This window comes from Arthrobacter sp. 10N418 (assembly GCF_056394725.1).
On sequence record NZ_JBFTIK010000028.1, the window covers coordinates 1 to 17,646 of the forward strand.

The 17,646-nt window shown below is 67.3% G+C and carries 15 protein-coding genes and 1 pseudogene; 10 read left to right on the forward strand and 6 right to left on the reverse strand.

From position 1 onward, the window contains the following. A pseudogene (locus tag AC1DCZ_RS17210) lies at positions 1-418 on the forward strand (hypothetical protein); the annotation flags it as partial. 330 nt (positions 419-748) lie between these two features. Then, complete coding sequence (locus tag AC1DCZ_RS17215) at positions 749-1,225, forward strand: 8-oxo-dGTP diphosphatase (protein WP_476896031.1); 477 nt, start codon at positions 749-751, stop codon at positions 1,223-1,225. A gap of 74 nt (positions 1,226-1,299) precedes the next feature. Here AC1DCZ_RS17215 and AC1DCZ_RS17220 read toward each other — a convergent pair whose 3' ends face one another. From AC1DCZ_RS17220 to AC1DCZ_RS17235, 4 genes are all read right to left on the reverse strand, one after another. Then, complete coding sequence (locus AC1DCZ_RS17220; RefSeq protein ID WP_476975681.1) at positions 1,300-2,439, reverse strand: bifunctional 2-methylcitrate synthase/citrate synthase; 1,140 nt, start codon at positions 2,437-2,439, stop codon at positions 1,300-1,302. Positions 2,440-2,502: 63 nt separating this feature from the next. Continuing rightward, positions 2,503-3,405, reverse strand: coding sequence for a methylisocitrate lyase (gene prpB / locus AC1DCZ_RS17225; RefSeq protein ID WP_476975682.1), 903 nt, complete (start codon positions 3,403-3,405; stop codon positions 2,503-2,505). After that, positions 3,405-4,925: an MmgE/PrpD family protein gene (locus AC1DCZ_RS17230; RefSeq protein WP_476975683.1), complete on the reverse strand. Its 1,521-nt coding sequence runs from the start codon at positions 4,923-4,925 to the stop codon at positions 3,405-3,407. Before AC1DCZ_RS17230 ends, prpB begins: the two co-directional genes overlap by 1 nt. Then, a complete protein-coding gene (locus AC1DCZ_RS17235; RefSeq protein ID WP_476975700.1) occupies positions 4,918-5,577 on the reverse strand; it encodes a GntR family transcriptional regulator in 660 nt (219 codons plus the stop codon). Before AC1DCZ_RS17235 ends, AC1DCZ_RS17230 begins: the two co-directional genes overlap by 8 nt. A gap of 176 nt (positions 5,578-5,753) precedes the next feature. Here AC1DCZ_RS17235 and AC1DCZ_RS17240 point away from each other — a divergent pair, with 176 nt between their 5' ends. Beyond that, complete coding sequence (locus tag AC1DCZ_RS17240) at positions 5,754-7,655, forward strand: AMP-binding protein (RefSeq protein WP_476975701.1); 1,902 nt, start codon at positions 5,754-5,756, stop codon at positions 7,653-7,655. Between the two features lie 39 nt (positions 7,656-7,694). Here AC1DCZ_RS17240 and AC1DCZ_RS17245 read toward each other — a convergent pair whose 3' ends face one another. Both AC1DCZ_RS17245 and AC1DCZ_RS17250 read right to left on the reverse strand, forming a co-directional pair. Next, entirely contained in the window at positions 7,695-8,411 is a 717-nt protein-coding gene (locus tag AC1DCZ_RS17245) for a response regulator (RefSeq protein ID WP_476975684.1), read from the reverse strand. Further along, on the reverse strand, positions 8,411-10,198 hold the full coding sequence (locus tag AC1DCZ_RS17250) for a sensor histidine kinase (protein ID WP_476975685.1): 1,788 nt from the start codon (positions 10,196-10,198) through the stop codon (positions 8,411-8,413). The genes AC1DCZ_RS17245 and AC1DCZ_RS17250 overlap by 1 nt, the downstream gene beginning before the upstream one ends. Before the next feature lie 139 nt (positions 10,199-10,337). On the opposite strand from AC1DCZ_RS17250, the gene AC1DCZ_RS17255 reads away from it, so the two are divergent. The 7 genes from AC1DCZ_RS17255 to cmk all read left to right on the forward strand — a co-directional run bounded on the left by AC1DCZ_RS17255 (position 10,338) and on the right by cmk (position 17,628). Beyond that, positions 10,338-11,705 (forward strand): cation:dicarboxylate symporter family transporter, encoded by a 1,368-nt coding sequence (locus tag AC1DCZ_RS17255; RefSeq protein WP_476896038.1) that lies wholly within the window; start codon positions 10,338-10,340, stop codon positions 11,703-11,705. 266 nt (positions 11,706-11,971) lie between these two features. Beyond that, on the forward strand, positions 11,972-12,871 hold the full coding sequence (locus AC1DCZ_RS17260) for a ParA family protein (RefSeq protein ID WP_476896039.1): 900 nt from the start codon (positions 11,972-11,974) through the stop codon (positions 12,869-12,871). Between the two features lie 8 nt (positions 12,872-12,879). Continuing rightward, the gene (locus tag AC1DCZ_RS17265) at positions 12,880-13,731 is read left to right on the forward strand and encodes a segregation and condensation protein A (protein ID WP_476975686.1); all 852 of its coding nucleotides are present in this window, start codon (positions 12,880-12,882) and stop codon (positions 13,729-13,731) included. A gap of 113 nt (positions 13,732-13,844) precedes the next feature. After that, positions 13,845-14,438 carry an SMC-Scp complex subunit ScpB gene (scpB, locus tag AC1DCZ_RS17270; protein WP_476975702.1) on the forward strand — a complete coding sequence of 198 codons (594 nt, stop codon included), beginning with the start codon at positions 13,845-13,847 and terminating at the stop codon, positions 14,436-14,438. Positions 14,439-14,550: 112 nt separating this feature from the next. Next, positions 14,551-15,792 (forward strand): pseudouridine synthase, encoded by a 1,242-nt coding sequence (locus tag AC1DCZ_RS17275; RefSeq protein ID WP_476975687.1) that lies wholly within the window; start codon positions 14,551-14,553, stop codon positions 15,790-15,792. 1 nt (position 15,793) lies between these two features. Then, on the forward strand, positions 15,794-16,903 hold the full coding sequence (locus tag AC1DCZ_RS17280; RefSeq protein ID WP_476975688.1) for a prephenate dehydrogenase: 1,110 nt from the start codon (positions 15,794-15,796) through the stop codon (positions 16,901-16,903). Beyond that, positions 16,903-17,628: a (d)CMP kinase gene (gene cmk, locus AC1DCZ_RS17285; protein WP_476975689.1), complete on the forward strand. Its 726-nt coding sequence runs from the start codon at positions 16,903-16,905 to the stop codon at positions 17,626-17,628. Before AC1DCZ_RS17280 ends, cmk begins: the two co-directional genes overlap by 1 nt. The last annotated feature ends 18 nt before the right edge of the window (positions 17,629-17,646 follow it).

Sequence of the window (17,646 nt, forward strand, 5' to 3'; positions counted from 1 at the left end):
GCCGTGCCGCAAACACCACCGCCTCAAACACGGCTCGGCGTGGACACCCACCGGGGCGGGCAAGGACAACCCGCCGGGGTGGATTTCACCGACGGGCCGGTACTACGCGAGCGAACACCAGGACTGGGAACCACCCCACTGGCCGGACCGCATCCCGGCCGCGGACACCGGCCCCGACGAAAGCCAGCCCGCCGATCCGGGACACCATCCGGACCCGCCGCCCACCGGGCACCCCGGCCACGAAACCGGCCAGGATCCCGGTCAGGAATCCGGCTCCGCACTGCCCCGGGACCCCTTCCCGGACTGGCACCACTTCACGGCCGGACACCACTTCCGGGTCACCGACACGGACGACCCGGACTGGCCAGCACCGCTGGACGACCCCATCCCGGAAGACCGCCCGCTCCTGTACGTGTGAGGGGCTATCTGCAGTAACCCAACCGTGTTGGTGGCCCCTGTGGGGCTGGACGGCGGGCATAGCGATCTGTAGATTCTCGCGTCGACCGGAAGGCCCCTTGAGGGCGCCGGGATCCGGGTACAACCGACTCCTATTTGCCCGTATTCAACCGGAAGTTGCAGGCGCTGAACAATGACGTCTCCCGGAACGGCCTGCGACTCACGCCGCAGCAGGCCACGGACAAGGAATTCGCGCAGAAAGGGATTCCAGTGGAACTGCAGCCGCAGCCCGCAGACAATGGCCCGGCTGCAGGATAGCTTCGCCAGCCTGCGGCAGCTATAGGCTGGATTCATGATCTCGACCCCCGTCACGCTCTGCTTCCTGCTCCGCGAAGCGGGCTCCAGCACCGAAGTGCTGCTCGGCCTGAAACGGACCGGGTTCGGCACCGGCAAGATCGTGGGCATCGGCGGCCACGTGGAAGCGGGGGAGAGCGACGCCGAGGCCGTGGTTCGCGAGGTCTGGGAAGAGGTCGGCATCGTCGTGCTCCAGGAGCACCTGGCCCACGCCGGCGTCGTCGAGTTCATCTTTCCTGCCCGGCCCGAATGGAACATGTCGTGCCGGCTCTTCACCACCCGGCAGTGGGAAGGCGAACCGGGCGAAAGCTCCGAGATCATTCCGGAATGGTTCGACACCGCGGCGCTTCCGAGGGAGCGGATGTGGCAGGACGCGGAGCACTGGCTGCCCCCCGCGCTGGCAGGAGCACTGCTCGACGTCGTGATCGTCATGAACAATGACAATGAAACCGTGGCGTCCGTGCGCATGGGCTGATCCCGGCAGCGGACAAAGATGCGGGCCGGCCACCTTCGAAAGGTGACCGGCCCGCCGTCGTACGTCGGGAAGAACTACGGCAGGTGCCGTTCCTCCACGCCGTTGTACTCGCTCAGCGGGCGGATCAGGGAATTCGATTCCAGCTGCTCCATGATGTGCGCCGTCCAGCCGGTGATGCGGCTGGCGACGAACAGGGGAGTGAAGGTCGGGGTGTCGAAGCCCATGAGGTGGTAGGTCGGACCGGCCGGGTAATCCAGGTTCGGCTTGATCGCCTTGGCCTCGTCCATGGCCGATTCCAGCCCGTTGTAAAGGCCCAGCAGCTCGGGCCGGCCGTAGTGCGCAATCATCTTGTCCAGGGCCGCCTTCATGGTGGGAACCCGCGAGTCGCCGTGCTTGTAGACACGGTGGCCGAAGCCCATGACCTTCTTCTTGTGGGCCAGGGCATCTTCCATCCAGGTCTTGGCCCGGGCGTGGGCCTCCTCTAGGGACTCCTCCTGCCGGATGCCGATCTCGTCGAAGGTGTGCATCACGGCCTCGTTCGCGCCGCCGTGCAACGGGCCCTTAAGCGCGCCGATGGCCCCGGTCACGGCCGAGTGCAGGTCCGAGAGCGTGGACGTGATCACCCGGGCAGTGAAGGTCGAGGCGTTGAAGGAGTGCTCGGCGTAGAGGATCATCGAGACGTTGAAGGCCTCCACGACTTCCTGGGCCGGTTCCTCGCCGAAGGCCATCCAGAGGAAGTTCGCCGAGTAGCCCAGGTCATCGCGCGGCGCCACGGCTTCCTGGCCGTGCCGGCGACGCTGGTCGTAGGCCACGATCGCCGGCATGGCCGCGAAAAGGTCAATCGCCTTGGCCATGTTGGCCTCCCGCGAGGAGTCTTCGGCGAGCGGGTGCCGTGCGCCCATGACGGAGGCCGCCGTCCGGCAGACGTCCATCGGGTGTGAGGTCGTCGGCAGGGCATCGATTACCTGCTTGACGACCGGATCCAGTGCCCGTCCGGCCCGTTCCCTTGCCGTGAACTCGGCGAGCTGCTCCGGGGTGGGCAGCTCGCCGTTCCAGAGCAGGTAGGCGACTTCCTCGAAGCTGCACTTGGCGGCAAGCTCCTGGACGGGGTAGCCGCGGTAAAGCAGTGAGTTGGTGTCGGGGTTTACCTTGGAGACGGCGGTGTAGTCCACCACGACGCCGGCGAGGCCCTTTTTGATGTCTTGTTCAGCCATGCTGAAACTCCTTTGTTCCTGTCGCCTGTTGTGCCGGCCGGAGCCGGAAGTCGATTGCGGGGGTCACTGGCCGGGGATCTTGAAATTGAAGACCCCGGTGTCAAAGCGGTTATAGGCCTCGTAATCGACGAGGTCATACAAACGCGCACGGGTCAGCATGCTTCCAACCTGTGCCTCCTGTGTTCCGTCGGCCTTAATCGATTCCAGAGTACGCTCCGCAGCGCCCATGGCACTACGGAGCAGCGTCACCGGATAGATGATCATGTTGACGCCGACGCCGGCCAGCTGGTCGACTGTGAACAGTGCGCTCTGGCCGAATTCGGTCATGTTGGCCAGGATCGGCACGTCGACGGCGTCCCGGATGGCCTGGAACTCGCTGAGGTCCTTCATCGCTTCGGGGAAGATCGCGTCGGCGCCGGCCTCCACGAGCGCCCTGGCACGGTCCTGGGTAGCCTGGAGCCCGTCGGTGGCCCGGATGTCGGTGCGTGCCATGATCAGGAAGTTGGGGTCCCGCCGGGCGTCGGCCGCCGCGCGGATGCGCTTGGTGGCGGTGTCGAGGTCCACGACGTTCTTCCCGTCCAGGTGGCCGCAGCGCTTCGGGTTGAACTGGTCCTCGATGTGGCAGCCGGCGAGGCCTGCGTTCTCGAGTTCCTGGACCGAGCGGGCCACGTTCATCGGCTCGCCGAAGCCCGTGTCGGCGTCGACGATGCACGGCAGGTCCGTCATCCGGGCGATCTGCCCGGCCCGGGTGGCCACCTCGGTGAGCGTGGTCAGCCCGATATCCGGCAGGCCGAGGTCGTTGGCCAGGACGGCGCCGGAGATGTAGACGCCGGAGAAGCCCTTCTCCTCGATCAGCCGGGCGGAAAGCGGGTTGAAGGCGCCCGGAAACTGCTGGACGGTGCCGGAGGCCAGGAGCTCACGGAAACGGATCCGCTTCTGCTCCGGCGTGGTCTTGGAGTACAGCATCAGAAGAGTCCCTTCGGTGCGGACGCGAGGTCGATCACTCCGTGGGCTGCCTGGATGTTCAGCTGGTCCAGCTCGCCGGCGGCGAGCTCGGGGAGCCGCGCGGCGGCGGCAAGGAAGCGTTCGATCTCCGCATCGGCCACGAGGCCGGCGGCGAGGGTGCGGAACTTGTTGACGTACTGCTCGCGCGCGAACGGCCGGGCGCCCAGCGGGTGCGCGTCGGCAACGGCAATCGACTCGGTGATGACTGTGCCGTCCTTCAGTGTGATCACGACGGTGCCGCCGAACGCCTTCTCGGCGATGTCGAGGGAGTGGTAGCGCCGGGTCCATTCCGGGTCCTCGACGGTGGTGACCTTGTGCCAGAGTTCCACGGTGTCCGGGCGCGCGGCGCGTTCGGGTGCGTAGGAACCGACGTGGTGCCAGGCGCCGTCCTGCAGGGCGACCGTGAAGATGTACGGGATGGAGTGGTCCAAGGTTTCGCGGCTGGCCGTGGGGCTGTACTTTTGCGGGTCGTTGGCGCCGGAGCCGATCACGTAGTGGGTGTGGTGGCTGGTCTTGATCAGCACGGATTCGACGTTGGCGGGGTCGGTGACCTCGGGGTGTTCGCCGTGGAGCTTGCGGGCCAGGTCGATCCAGGCCTGGGCCTGGTACTCGGCCGAGTGCTCCTTGGTGTAGGTGTCCAGGATGGCGCGCTTGGCTTCGCCGGCTTCGGGCAACGGCACGGTGTAGGAGGCGTCCGGGCCGTCCAGCATCCACGCGATCACGCCGTCTTCGCCTTCGTAGATCGGCACGGGGGAGGTCTGGCCGCGCATGGCACGGTCCGCGGACTCGACGGCCATCTTGCCGGCGAACGCCGGGGCGTGGGCCTTCCACGTGGAGATCTCGCCCTTGCGGGACTGCCGCGTGGCGGTGGTGGTGTGCAGGGCCTGGCCGATGGACTGGAAGATCGTCTCGACGTCGAGACCCAGCAGGGTGCCGATGCCGGCCGCCGCGGACGGGCCGAGGTGGGCCACATGGTCGATCTTGTGCTTGTGCAGGCAGATCGCCTTGACCAGGTTGACCTGGATCTCGTACCCGGTCGCGATGCCGCGGATCAGGTCCTGGCCGCTCGAGCCGACGTGCTGGGCCACGGCAAGGATCGGGGGAATGTTGTCGCCCGGGTGGGAGTAGTCCGCGGCGAGGAAGGTGTCGTGATAGTCAAGTTCGCGGACCGCGACGCCGTTGGCCCAGGCCGCCCATTCCGGCGCCACGCGCCCTTCGATTCCAAAGACTTTCGAGCCCTTGCCGCCGGTGGTGGGTCCGTGGGTCAGCGCCTGGGCGCGGGCCGCGACGATGGGGGCGCGGTTCAGCGAGGCGATCGCTACTGAGGCGTTGTCAATGACGCGGTTGATGACCATGTCGGTGACCTCGTCAGACACGGTCACGGGATCCGCGGCCACCTTCGCGATCTTGTAGGCAAGCTGGTCCTCGCGGGCCAGGTTTTCCTCGCTCTTGTAAACGCGGACGTGGTGTTCCTTAACCATGGTGCTCCTTCTGGTGAGGTGTATGTGTGGCTTTGACGTGGGAAAGGCTGCGGTGCAGGTGAAGCGTGGTGGCGGCCTCGGCCAGCCGCGGGTTGCGGGCGGCGATCGCCTCGGCGATTGCGGCGTGCTCGGCGGCGGCGGCCGTCAGCCGGGCTGCGTCGTCGGCGGCCAGCCGACGGACGCGCACGAGGTGGACGCGCAGGCTGCGCATCGCCTGGACGAGGTAGGCGTTGGATATCGCGGCGTCGATCGCCAAGTCCAGCCGCCCGACAAGGCCGTAATAGTCGTGCCGGGCGGGGTCCGCGTCGCTGATCAGCGCGGGGGCCTTGAGCAACTCGAGCCGCAACTGTTCGAACGTCGCGGCGTCCCCCCGTTCGGCAGCCAGCGCGGCAGCCTTGCCTTCAAGGGTTTCGCGCAGTTCAAAGAGTTCGTCGATGTCCTCCAACGAGATGTCGGTGACGACGACGCCGCGGCCGCCCGCCGTCGTCGTCAGGCCTTCCGCCGTGAGCCGGCTCAGGGCCTCCCTCAGCGGGGTGCGGGAGATGCCCAACCGCGCGGACTGCTCCACTTCCGCGAGCACCGTTCCGGGCAGGAGGCGCCACTCGATGATGTCCTCGCGCAGGGCGGCATAGGCCTTGTCGCTGGCGCGCATCTTGCCTCCTTCGTTGGCTGACCTCATTCAGTGTATACAGCAAAGTCCCTTTTGGGGAGTATTTCCGCACAATCTCCGGGTTGGGCGCTCGCTGTGTATACATAAGGTCTTGTGCCGGTGACCGGCGCGGGACTACCATGAGCTCCATCACAACGTCGTGGACGGGATTGAACTTCATGGTCACCAAGAGCTACCTGAACAGCTACCAACGCAGCCTGGCTGAGCCCGCAGAATTCTGGCTGGAGGCGGCCGGGAAGGTCTCCTGGTCCACACCACCCCGGCAGGCACTGGATTCCGGCCGGGCCCCGCTGTACGACTGGTTCCCCGACGGCGTCCTCAACACGTCCTACAACGCCCTGGACCGGCACGTCGAGGAAGGCCGGGGTGACCGGGATGCCCTGATCTACGACTCCGCCATGCTGGGCATGCAGCAGCGCTTCAGTTATGCCGAGCTCACGGACCTCGTGGCACGGTTCGCCGGTGTCCTGCGCAGCCACGGAGTGGGCAAGGGCGACCGCGTGGTCATCTACATGCCCATGATCCCCGAAGCGGCGATCGCCATGCTGGCGACCGCCCGGCTCGGCGCCGTGCACTCGGTCGTCTTTGGCGGGTTCGCGCCCAAGGAGCTTGCCGCCCGCATCCGGGACGCTGCCCCCGCTGCGGTGGTCACGGCCTCCGGAGGGATCGAGCCCTCTCGCCGGATCGAGTACCTGCCGGCCGTCGAGGAAGCCCTCGGCCTGGCCGGAACGCCGGACACCCCGGTCCTGGTCAAGGCCCGGGAAGGATTCGCCTCCGCGACGGCAGACCACTCCGGCTGGCTGGACTGGGACGCCGAAATGGCCGCCGCCGCCCCCGCAGCACCGGTGGACGTCAAGGCCACGGACCCGCTCTACATCCTCTACACCTCGGGCACCACCGGAGCCCCCAAGGGGGTCGTCCGGGACAATGGGGGCCACGCCGTCGCCCTGGCCTGGACCCTGGAAAACATCTACGACGTCGCACCCGGCGACGTCATGTGGACGGCCTCGGACGTCGGCTGGGTGGTGGGGCATTCGTACATCGTCTACGGCCCGCTGCTGGCGGGGGCCACCACCGTCCTGTACGAAGGAAAGCCGGTGGGGACGCCCGACGCCGGCGCGTTCTGGCGGGTGATCCAGGACCACAAAGTCAACGTGCTGTTCACCGCCCCCACCGCGCTGCGGGCCATCCGTAAGACGGACCCCGAAGCGGCGCTGCTGGAGAAGTACGACATCTCCAGCCTGCGGACCCTTTTTGCCGCCGGCGAGCGGCTGGACACCGACACCTTCCACTGGGCCTCCCGGATCCTGGGCGTGCCCGTGGTGGACCACTGGTGGCAGACCGAAACCGGCTGGGCCATCTGCGCCAACCCGCGCGGGCTCGAAGAGCTGCCGATCAAGGCCGGCTCGCCGAGCGTGCCGATGCCCGGCTTCAGGCTCAAGATCGTGGACGGGGCCGGCGAGGATGTCGAGGCAGGCACGGAAGGCAACATCGTCCTGGAGCTGCCCCTGCCGCCGGGAACGCTCACCACCCTCTGGCGCAACGACGAACGCTACATTTCCTCCTACCTTCAGGCGTTCGAGGGCTACTACGCCACGGGCGACTCGGGCTACCGGGACGAGGACGGCTATCTCTTCGTGATGGGCCGGACTGATGACATCATCAACGTCGCCGGCCACCGGCTCTCCACCGGCGCCATGGAGCAGGTGATCGGCCAGCACCCGGCCGTGGCCGAATGCGCCGTGATCGGGCTCGCTGACCCGCTCAAGGGCCAGCGTCCCAGCGGCTACGTGGTCCTCAAATCAGGGGTGGACGTGCCCGAGGACATCCTGGTGAAGGACCTGATTGCCCTGGTCCGCCGGGACATCGGGGCCGTGGCGGACTTCAAGCACGTCACCGTGGTGGACGCCCTGCCCAAGACCCGGTCGGGGAAGATCCTGCGCAAAACCATGCGCCAGATCGCCGACGGGGACGCCTATGTGGTGCCGTCCACGATCGAGGACGCCGGTGTGATCGACCAGCTCATCGAGACGCTGCGTCCCGCCGCCGCGGGGGATTAGGCGCCGCGGCGGGAGTCGCCTTATAGACCGCGGCGACGATTACGAGGCCCGCAGCCAACGGTATTCGTTCTCCGGCCGGCCAGGGGTGCCGTAGCGGGCTGTCCGGGTAACGATGCCGGCGTCGGCAAGGTACTCGAGGTAGCGCCGGGCCGTGACGCGGGACATGCCCAGGGCCTCCATGACCTCGCTCGCCGACACGGCCCCGGGCTGGACCTTCATGAAATCCTGCACGGATTCCAGCGTGGAGGTGGAGAGCCCCTTAGGGAGCGGGAGCTCCGAGGGTGCCCGGAGGCTGGCGAAGGCCTGGTCCACGTCGCTTTGGGAGGCTCCTGCGCCGGCAGCGCCCTGCCCGGGGGACGCCAGTTGCTCCCGGAACAGCCTGTAACTGGCGAGTTTGTCCGCGAAGGTCGCATAGGTGAACGGTTTGATCAGATACTGGACGACGCCGCTGGCCACGGCGCTGCGGACGATGTTCAGTTCGCGCACAGCCGTGATGGCGATGATGTCCGCGAACAGGCCGCCGGCACGCATCCGGCGCGCTACATCCAGGCCGTGCAGATCGGGGAGGTTCATGTCCAGCAGTACAAGCTCCACCGGGGCTCCCGCGGCTGCGAATTCCGTCATCAGGCGCAACGCCGACTGCCCGTCAGGGGCGGATCCGGCGAGGATGAACCCGTCCAGCCTGCCGATGTAGGCGGCATGCGCGGCGGCAGCGATGGGCTCGTCCTCGACGACGAGTACGCGGATGTCGGTCATCAATGTCCCTCTGTAGTTGCCGGCCGGGTTGCGTCCCCGGGGACGACGGCGGGTGGTGCGGCGCCTCGTTCGACATTCGTGAAGGCAGTCGGCGTCGTGGGCAGCGTGACGTGGAACAGGGCTCCGGCCGGGCTGGTGATTGTCATCGTACCGCCGAGGCGCCGGACGGCCTGCCGGACCAGGGCCAGCCCGAGCCCGCGTCCGAACGGTCCTGGCTCCTTGGTGCTGAAGCCGTGCCTGACCACGTCCTCCACCGCGTCGGGATCGATCCCGGGGCCGCTGTCCTCCACCGTAATGTCCAGGCCACCGGCCGCCGTCGTGACGGTGAGCTCCACGAGTTTCGGCGCCGGCGCGTCGGCTGCTGCGTCGATGGCGTTGTCCAGCAGGTTGCCCAGGATCGCGACGAGGTCCTGGACCGCGAGTCCCGTGACGGCCGTCGAACCACCGGTGTTGAGCGTCAACTCGACGCCGCGTTCGTGGGCTTCCGCGGCCTTGCCCATGATCAGGGCGCCGAGGACAGGCTCCTCGATCGAGCTCACAAGGTCATCTGTCAGCCGCTGGCTGAGCTCGAGGTCCTTGGTGGCGAAATCCAGGGCCTCTGCGCCGCGCCCCAGTTCCATCAGGGAGACGATCGTGTGCAACCGGTTGGCGTGCTCGTGGGTCTGGGCCCGGAGGGCATCGGAGAGTGTGCGCATGGTTTCGAGCTCGGTGCCCAGTGACTCGATCTCCGTGCGGTCCCGGATAGTGGCAACCGTGCCGAACACCGCGGCGCGCTGCCGGCCGGAGGGGGAGCCCGGCCCCACAGCCGGGCCCTGGTTCACCACCAGGACCCGCGATCCCGTCAGATGGATTTCGTCATGGGCCGTCCGCCCCGATTCGAAGAGCTCCTTGAGGCTGGCCGCAAGAGGAAGCGCGGCCAGCGACGGCGCCGCCGCAGTACCCCCGTTGGTGGAGCCGTCGGCGGAGCCAGGGGAGGAGCCAAGGGGGGAGCCCAGGGGGGAGGCGCCGGGACGTCGGACATCGTCGGCGGCGTCCGCTCCGCGCACCGCCAGCCCCAACAGGTCCGCGGCCTGGTCGTTGTACATGACCACCTTGCCCCGGGGGTCAATCAGGATGACCCCCTCGCGCACCGAATGCAGCACCGACTCGTAGTAGGCGAAGAGCTGGGCGAGCTGCTCCGGCCCCCACCCCCGGGTCACCCGGCGCAGGTAGCGTCCGAGCAGCCAGGACGCCGCGGAGCCGCCCAGCAACAGGGCCAGGCCGATGGCCAGCAGTGCCGGCAGGCGTCCGGAGACGGCCACGTCCACGGTCCCGACCGTCACGCCCGCGGCGACGAGCGCCCGCACTTTTCCGTCCGCGTCTTTTACCGGAACTATGGTGCGGACGGACTGACCGAGCGTCCCGGCAGTGATCTCGGTGAATGCCTCGCCGTTCAGGGCCGCGTCGATGGAGCCGATGTACGGCTTTCCCAGTTCCTCGCTCCGGGGGTGCGTCCACCGTGTCCGGTCCGGTGCCATGATGGTGATGAAGTCCGCGCCCGCGTCCGCCGTGACTTTCAGCGCGTACGGCTGCAGGAGCGCGGACGGGTCGGCCGCGCCCGCCGCCTGCAGGACGAGCGGGTTATCGGCGACAGCTGTGGCGACGCCGGCCATGCGCCGGCCCGCCTCGTTGTAGGCCTGGTCGCGGGCGTCGACGAAGGCTGCCGTGCCGACGACGGCCGTGAGGGCGACCATGAAAAGTAGGTGGGCCACGAACAACCTGCGGGCAATGCTCCAGCGGTGGATCATCAACGTCTCCTACGACCAATATGAACGCAACGGTGAGCTGAGTCACTTCACGCCTAATGATGGATATCACACCGGATCGACGTGATGAGCTCAGAGCCTGGGCCGCAGCGTCTTCCAGATTATCCCTAAGGAGACAACCATGGCCTCTCAACGAGGAGAGTCAGCTGCGCCGGCCAAGATGCGCCGCAAAGGGCTCGACAAGTCCCACTATCTTTACATTGCCGTCATAGTCGCCGTTGTCCTCGGTGCCGTGGTGGGCCTGCTGTTCCCCGAGGTCGGAAAGAACCTCAAGCCACTGGGCGACGGTTTCATCAAACTGATCAAGATGATGATCGCCCCCGTCATCTTCTGCACGATTGTGCTGGGCATCGGCTCCATCGCCAAGGCCGCAACCGTCGGCAAGGTCGGCGGCCTGGCTCTGGGTTACTTCATCATCATGTCCACCTTCGCCCTGGCCATCGGCCTCGTGGTCGGCAACGTGATCCACCCGGGCGAGGGACTCAAACTCGCCGCCTACGATCCGAACAAGAAGGCGGCCACGGACAGCACCGTCGACTTCCTGCTCGGCATCATCCCGAACGACATTCCGGTCCTGCCCACCCTGCTCGCAGCGATCCTGGTTGGCTTCGCCCTACAGAAAATGGGCCCGCAGGGCGCCCCGATCCTCAAGGCCATCGGCCACGGCCAGGCCCTCGTGTTCCGGATCCTCATCATGATCATGTGGCTGGCACCTGTTGGCGCCTTCGGTGCGATTGCCGCCGTCGTCGGTGCCACCGGGGTCCAGGCCATCCTCGGCATGTTCACGCTGATGGTCGCTTTCTACATCACCTGTGCCTTGTTCATCGTCGTGGTCCTCGGCAGCCTGCTCCAGGTCGTGGCCGGCGTCAACATCTTCCGGCTGATGAAGTACCTGGCCCGTGAATACCTGCTGATCTTCTCCACCTCTTCCTCCGAAGCCGCACTGCCGCGCCTGATCGCGAAGATGGAACACCTCGGCGTGTCCAAGCCGGTCGTCGGTGTCACGGTTCCCACCGGTTACTCCTTCAACCTCGACGGCACGGCTATCTACCTGACGATGGCATCGCTTTTCGTGGCCAACGCCATGGGCACCCCGCTGGACCTCGGAGCCCAGATCTCGCTGCTGATCTTCATGATCATCGCCTCAAAGGGCGCGGCGGGTGTCAGCGGCGCCGGCCTGGCCACCCTCGCGGCCGGCCTCCAGGCCCACCGTCCGGAACTGCTCGGCGGCGTCGGCATGATCGTTGGCATCGACCGCTTCATGTCCGAGGCCCGCGCGCTCACCAACTTCACCGGCAACGCCGTGGCCACCGTGCTGATCGGTACCTGGGTCAAGGAGATCGACGGCGCACAGGTTGAGCGTGTCCTCTCCGGCGCCGCGCCCTTCGATGAGCAGACCATGATCGCCGGCCACGGCGCCGGCCACGAGGTCGGCCAGACCGCCGCTGAGCCGGCCCAGGCCGCCCGTCCGGTCCCGGCCAACGCCTGAACAGAGGGCAGGAAGCTGGCACCAGCGTAATGAAACCGCCCGGACGCACCTCCCGCGTCCGGGCGGTTTTTCGCGCACTGCTGCCCCTCCGCCGGCAACCTTCGACTTCTACCGGAAGGTCAAGGCTCAGATGACGGCCGTTGTCAAGGTCCGTCGAATACCGTGTCGGGCGCTGTAGCCTTGGTTGGAATAAGGCCGGCGCCGGAAGTCCAGCGGCACCAAATTCAAGCACGATAATCAACGTCATCGAAAGTGTGGATAGATACGTGAGCAGCGAACAGGGTTCAGCAACTCTGGAAGGCACCGAACTCGATCTGGAAGACGCCGTCATGGGCCCCACCGGGCGCCCCAAACGCGACTTTCCGGAGCCCGCGCCGCTGTCATCCCATGGCCCCGCGCGGGTCATCGCCATGGTCAACCAGAAGGGCGGGGTGGGGAAGACCACCTCCACCATCAACCTTGCGGCCGCGCTGGCGGAATTCGGCCGCCGTGTTCTCGTCGTGGACTTCGACCCGCAGGGTGCCCTCTCGGCCGGGCTCGGCATCAACCCCCACGAATTGGATCTCACGGTCTACAACGTCCTGATGGACCGCAAGGTCGACATCCGCGACGCCATCCACAAAACCGGCGTGGACAACCTGGACCTGCTCCCGGCCAACATCGACCTCTCCGCCGCGGAGGTCCAGCTGGTCAACGAGGTCGCCCGCGAACAGGTGCTGGACCGGGCCCTGAAGAAGGTCGAGGATGACTACGACGTCGTCCTGATCGACTGCCAGCCCTCCCTTGGCCTGCTCACCGTCAATGCACTGACGGCCGCCCACGGCGTGATCATCCCGCTGATCTGCGAGTTCTTCGCGCTGCGCGCCGTGGCCTTGCTCGTGGAGACCATCGACAAAGTCCAGGACCGGCTGAACCCGCGGCTCCAGGTCGACGGCGTCCTCGCCACCATGTACGACGCCCGCACCCTGCACAGCCGCGAGGTGATCTCCCGCCTGGTGGAGGCCTTCGGCGACACGGTCTTCGAGACCGTCATCAAACGCTCCATCAAGTTTGCGGACGCCACCGTCGCTGCCGAGCCCATCACCAGCTACGCCGGCAACCACATAGGCGCCGACGCTTACCGCAACCTGGCCAAAGAGCTTATTTCGCGCGGCGGCGCGCCCTAGTCAGGGCCGTGGCAGAGGCAGCCGTCCCGCCGGCGGAGCTCGATCAGCCGGCGGCCAGGAAGCCGGGGTTCGAGGTGCGGCTGGCCAACTTCACCGGCCCGTTCGACCTCCTGCTCGCCCTGATCTCCAAGCACCAGCTGGATATCACCGAGGTTGCGTTGTCGACGGTCACGGACGAATTCATCAAGTACATCAAGGGCCTCCAGCGGCTGGGGGAGGAATGGGCCCTCGATGAGGCCAGTGAGTTCCTCGTCATAGCCGCAACCCTCCTGGACCTCAAGGCCGCCCGGCTGCTGCCGGCCGGCGAGGTGGAGAATGACGACGACATTGCCCTCCTGGAAGCCCGGGACCTCCTGTTTGCCCGGCTGCTCCAGTACAAAGCCTTCAAGCACGTTGCCGGATTGATGGGCTCCACCCTTGAACTCGAGGCCCGGAGATACCCGCGGCAGGTGGCGCTTGAGGGGCACTTCGCAGCCTTGCTTCCGGAACTGCTCTGGCGTCACACCCCGCAGCAGTTCGCCGCCTTGGCGGAGAAAGCGCTCAAGCCCAAAGAGGCGGCGCCCACCGAGGTCGGCCTTGCCCATCTCCACGGCACCCCGGTCAGCGTCAGGGAACAGGCGGAACTGCTCGGGCTCCGGCTCCGGGCGGGCGAGCGACTGACCTTCCGGGCGCTGATCGCCGACGCCGAGTCCACGCTCGTGGTGGTCGCGAGGTTCCTCGCGCTGCTGGAGATGTTCCGGGACAAGGCGGTGGGCTTCGACCAGCTTGAGCCGCTGGGAGACCTCACGGTCCACTGGAACGCAGATAGCAACGACTGGAGCAGCGGGAACCTGAGCGAAGAATACGAGGAGCAGCAGTGAGCGACGCACCATATGAACCGGGCCCGGAGCCGCCGTGTGACGACGCTTCGGCTAACGGCCCGGATGTCCACCTCCTCCCGGGCGGCGCACGCGCGGCCCTCGAGGCTGTGCTCATGGTGATCGACGAGCCGGCCACCGCCGTCGGGCTGGCCGCGGGCCTGAACCTGACGGTTGACGTGGTCGAATCCCTGCTGGCGGACCTGCAGCGCGAGTATGACGGTTATACTGTTAATGCCCCGGATGTGGACCTCGCCGGCCAGAACAGTACCGGCAACGGCAACACTGGCGGCTTCAGTGCCACCCCCCGGGGTTTTGAATTGCGGAATATCGCCGGAGGCTGGCGGATCTATTCCCGTGCAGAATTTGCGGACATCGTCGGCGGATTCGTGCTGGAAGGACAGACAGCCAGGCTGACGCAGGCGGCGCTCGAAACGCTCGCCGTCATCGCTTACCGCCAGCCCGTATCAAGGGCGCGGGTGTCTGCAATTCGAGGAGTGAATGTTGACTCTGTCGTGCGGACGCTGACGCAGCGGGGACTGATCGAGGACTCGGGTACCGATCCCGAATCCGGAGCCATCCTGTACCGCACGACGTCGTATTTCCTGGAACGCATGGGAATCGGCTCGGCGGCGGACATGCCGCAGCTTTCACCCCATCTTCCGGGGCTGGAAGGCATCGAAGAGTTCTACGACGCAGACAGAATGTAGGCAGGAACAACTGCCTGCGAACGAGTATCCACCGGGGCAGGACCATTTTGCCCCAGCCGGCGGGTGTTGTCGGGAGACAGCGGCCGTTGGCCCATAAAACGAAGGACGGGTCATGACACAGGCGGGACGCCAGGGTTCACCACGTAACAGTTCAGCACGCAATAGTGCAGGACGAGATTCAGCGCAAGGCTCAGGCCGCGGCGCTCAGGGCGGCTCCGGCCGCCCCGCACAGGGCGGCGCCAGCCGCAGCGGGGGAGCCGGCTTCAAGGGCGGCGGAGACCGCCCCTTCAAGCACCCCAAGCCCCGCGAAGAGGCCTTCGTCGATCCGGACCTTCAGGGTCCCGATGGCGCGCCGGCGGCGGGCCGTCCCGCGTCCGGAGACTGGAAGACCAAGGCGCCATCCGGCAAGGACGCAGCCCGCAAGGCCGCCGCGCGCAAGCCCGGCTTCGGCAAGGCCGCAGGGACGCCCGGTGCCCTCAAGCCCAAGCCGCGCACCGGCGCCGCCAAGTTCGCGGGCCCCCGCGCCTTCGGCAGCGAACGCTTCGGCCAGAACCTGGGACCCGTGCGCAAACCGGCCCGCAAGCGCGGCCCCCGCGCTGAGGTGCCCCAGTCTGAACTGCACGACGCCGACGGCACCCGGCTGCAAAAGGTCATGGCCTCGGCCGGCGTCGCGTCACGGCGTGTCTGCGAGGAAATGATCGCCGAAGGGCGCGTCGAGGTCGACGGCCAGGTCGTGACGGAACTTGGCGTGCGCGTCGACCCGAAGACCGCCGTGATCCACGTTGACGGACTGCGCATCCAGCTGGACGAAAACATGGTCTACATGGTTTTCAACAAGCCCAAGGGCGTTGTCTCCACGATGGAGGACCCCGACGGCCGTCCGTGCATCAGCGACTTCGTGCGCAACCACCACGGCGAACGCCTCTTCCATGTCGGCCGGCTCGACGTCGCCACGGAGGGCCTGCTGCTGCTGACAAACGACGGCGAACTCGCCAACCGCCTGACGCACCCGTCCTACGAAGTCCCCAAGACCTACCTTGTGCAGGTCCGTGGGCCGTTTCCGCAGGGCATCGGTGCCGAGCTGAAGGCCGGCGTCGAACTCGAGGACGGAATCGCCTCGGTCGACTCCTTCAAGCTTGTGGACTCGACACCGGGCCACGTGCTGATCGAGGTTGTGCTGCACTCGGGCAAGAACAGGATCGTCCGGCGCCTCTTCGACGCCGTCGGCTTCCCGGTCCTGCGCCTGGTCCGCGTCAAGGTCGGACCCATTGGCCTGGGCGACCAGCGCCAGGGCAGCATCCGCAACCTCGGCAAGCAGGAAGTCGGCCACCTGCTGGCATCCGTAGGGCTGTAGCATGTCTGCCTTTCGCACCCACGGCCGCGGCCACCTGGCCGGGCCGGTGGTGGTCGTGGGGACCGGGCTCCTGGGCACCAGCATCGGGCTGGGGCTGCGGGGCCGCGGCGTGGCGGTGTTCCTCTCCGATCCCTCGCCCACCAACCAGGCCGTCGCCGTCGACATCGGCGCCGGCCTGCCTTTGGCGCGCCTGGACGGGGACCAGCCCGAGCTCGTAGTGGTGGCAGCACCGCCGGACGTGACCGCCGATGTGGTGGCCAAGGCCCTCGGGGACTACCCGGCCGCCGTCGTCGTGGACATCGCGAGCGTGAAGGCCGGCATCCTGGCCGATCTCCGCAGCCGCGGAGCCGACCTCGGCCGCTATGTGGGGACCCACCCCATGGCCGGCCGCGAAAAGTCCGGCCCCGTCGCCGCCCGCGGTGAACTGTTCACGTCCATGCCCTGGGTCGTGTGCCCCGCGGAGGAGACGCTTCCCGGATCTGTGCTGACGGCGCGTGCCCTGGCCAGCGACCTCGGCGCGGTCGTCTCCGAATTCGGGGCGGAAGAACACGACGAAGCCGTGGCGCTGGTCTCGCACGTGCCCCAGGTAATGTCCTCGCTCGTGGCCGGCCGCCTGCAGGGGACACCCCTGCACGCACTGTCGCTGGCCGGAAACGGCCTGCGCGACGTCACCCGGATCGCGGCGAGTGATCCCACGCTCTGGGTCCAGATCCTGGGCGCGAACGCGGACAAGGTGGTCGGGATCCTGCAGGGGGTCCGCGAGGACCTCAACCGGCTGATCGGCACCCTCGAACACCCCACGGCTCCCGGCGCGCGGCTCGACCTTGCCCAGCTGATCAGCGAAGGCAACGCCGGCCAGTCCCGGATTCCGGGCAAGCACGGCGGACCGCCGCAGGCTTACTCCTGGCTGACGGTCCTGGTGGATGACACGCCCGGCCAGATTGCCAGGCTCCTGACGGAAATTGGCGAGATCGGTGTCAACCTGGAGGACCTCCGCCTGGACCACTCCTCGGGACAGAACGTGGGCATGGTGGAACTCTCTGTCCTGCCCAACAAGCACGACCTTTTGATCGAAGCCCTTAACGACCGCGGATGGCGGGTACTTCAGTAATGACCCAGGAACTCATCGAAACGGTGGACATTCTCCGCCCCGGGAAAGGCCTTGTCGTCGCGATTGACGGCCCTTCCGGCTCCGGCAAATCGAGCGTCAGCAAAGAGGTGGCGCGCCGGCTCAAACTGGCTTACCTCGACACCGGTGCCATGTACCGGGCACTGACCTGGTATTGCCTGGACCGCGGCACGGACCTGGATGACGGTGCCGCCGTCGAGGCAGCTGCCGAGAACCTGCCGCTGGAAATCAGCACCGGCCCGCAGGAGGAGTACGTCCGCGTCGACGGCGAGGACGTCACGCTAGCGATCCGCGAGCCGTCGATCTCGGCCGCCGTCAGCGCGGTGGCCACGACCCTCGGCGCCCGCACGGAGCTGATCCGCCGCCAGCGCCAGCTGATTGAGAAGCACCACCGCCGGATCGTCGTCGAAGGCCGCGACATCACCACCGTCGTCGCGCCCCACGCTGAAGTGCGGATGCTGCTCACCGCCAGCGAAGAGGCGCGGCTGCGCCGCCGCGGTATCCAGCTCGGCGGCAGCCAGGATGCCGAGCAGCTCGCAGCCCAGGTGACCCGCCGCGATGCGAGGGACTCGACCGTGGTGAACTTCACGACGGCTGCGGACGGCGTCGTCACGCTGGACTCCTCCGAGCTGGACTTCGAGGAGACGGTGGACGCCGCGCTCGGCATCGTGCACAGGATCCTCGACCACAAGGCCGCCCGTGACTGAGGCCGGCACCCCGACACC

What these genes read in the sequence shown, in the direction of transcription:
- AC1DCZ_RS17255 (WP_476896038.1), top strand. Translation starts at nt 10,338, where the DNA reads ATGGCCTCTCAACGAGGAGAGTCAGCTGCGCCGGCCAAGATGCGCCGC.
- AC1DCZ_RS17215 (WP_476896031.1), top strand. Translation starts at nt 749, where the DNA reads ATGATCTCGACCCCCGTCACGCTCTGCTTCCTGCTCCGCGAAGCGGGC.
- scpB (WP_476975702.1), top strand. Translation starts at nt 13,845, where the DNA reads ATGGTGATCGACGAGCCGGCCACCGCCGTCGGGCTGGCCGCGGGCCTG.
- prpB (WP_476975682.1), bottom strand. Translation starts at nt 3,405, where the DNA reads ATGCTGTACTCCAAGACCACGCCGGAGCAGAAGCGGATCCGTTTCCGT.
- AC1DCZ_RS17220 (WP_476975681.1), bottom strand. Translation starts at nt 2,439, where the DNA reads ATGGCTGAACAAGACATCAAAAAGGGCCTCGCCGGCGTCGTGGTGGAC.
- AC1DCZ_RS17240 (WP_476975701.1), top strand. Translation starts at nt 5,754, where the DNA reads ATGGTCACCAAGAGCTACCTGAACAGCTACCAACGCAGCCTGGCTGAG.
- AC1DCZ_RS17230 (WP_476975683.1), bottom strand. Translation starts at nt 4,925, where the DNA reads ATGGTTAAGGAACACCACGTCCGCGTTTACAAGAGCGAGGAAAACCTG.
- cmk (WP_476975689.1), top strand. Translation starts at nt 16,903, where the DNA reads ATGACCCAGGAACTCATCGAAACGGTGGACATTCTCCGCCCCGGGAAA.
- AC1DCZ_RS17245 (WP_476975684.1), bottom strand. Translation starts at nt 8,411, where the DNA reads ATGACCGACATCCGCGTACTCGTCGTCGAGGACGAGCCCATCGCTGCC.
- AC1DCZ_RS17275 (WP_476975687.1), top strand. Translation starts at nt 14,551, where the DNA reads ATGACACAGGCGGGACGCCAGGGTTCACCACGTAACAGTTCAGCACGC.
- AC1DCZ_RS17250 (WP_476975685.1), bottom strand. Translation starts at nt 10,198, where the DNA reads ATGATCCACCGCTGGAGCATTGCCCGCAGGTTGTTCGTGGCCCACCTA.
- AC1DCZ_RS17235 (WP_476975700.1), bottom strand. Translation starts at nt 5,577, where the DNA reads ATGCGCGCCAGCGACAAGGCCTATGCCGCCCTGCGCGAGGACATCATC.
- AC1DCZ_RS17280 (WP_476975688.1), top strand. Translation starts at nt 15,794, where the DNA reads ATGTCTGCCTTTCGCACCCACGGCCGCGGCCACCTGGCCGGGCCGGTG.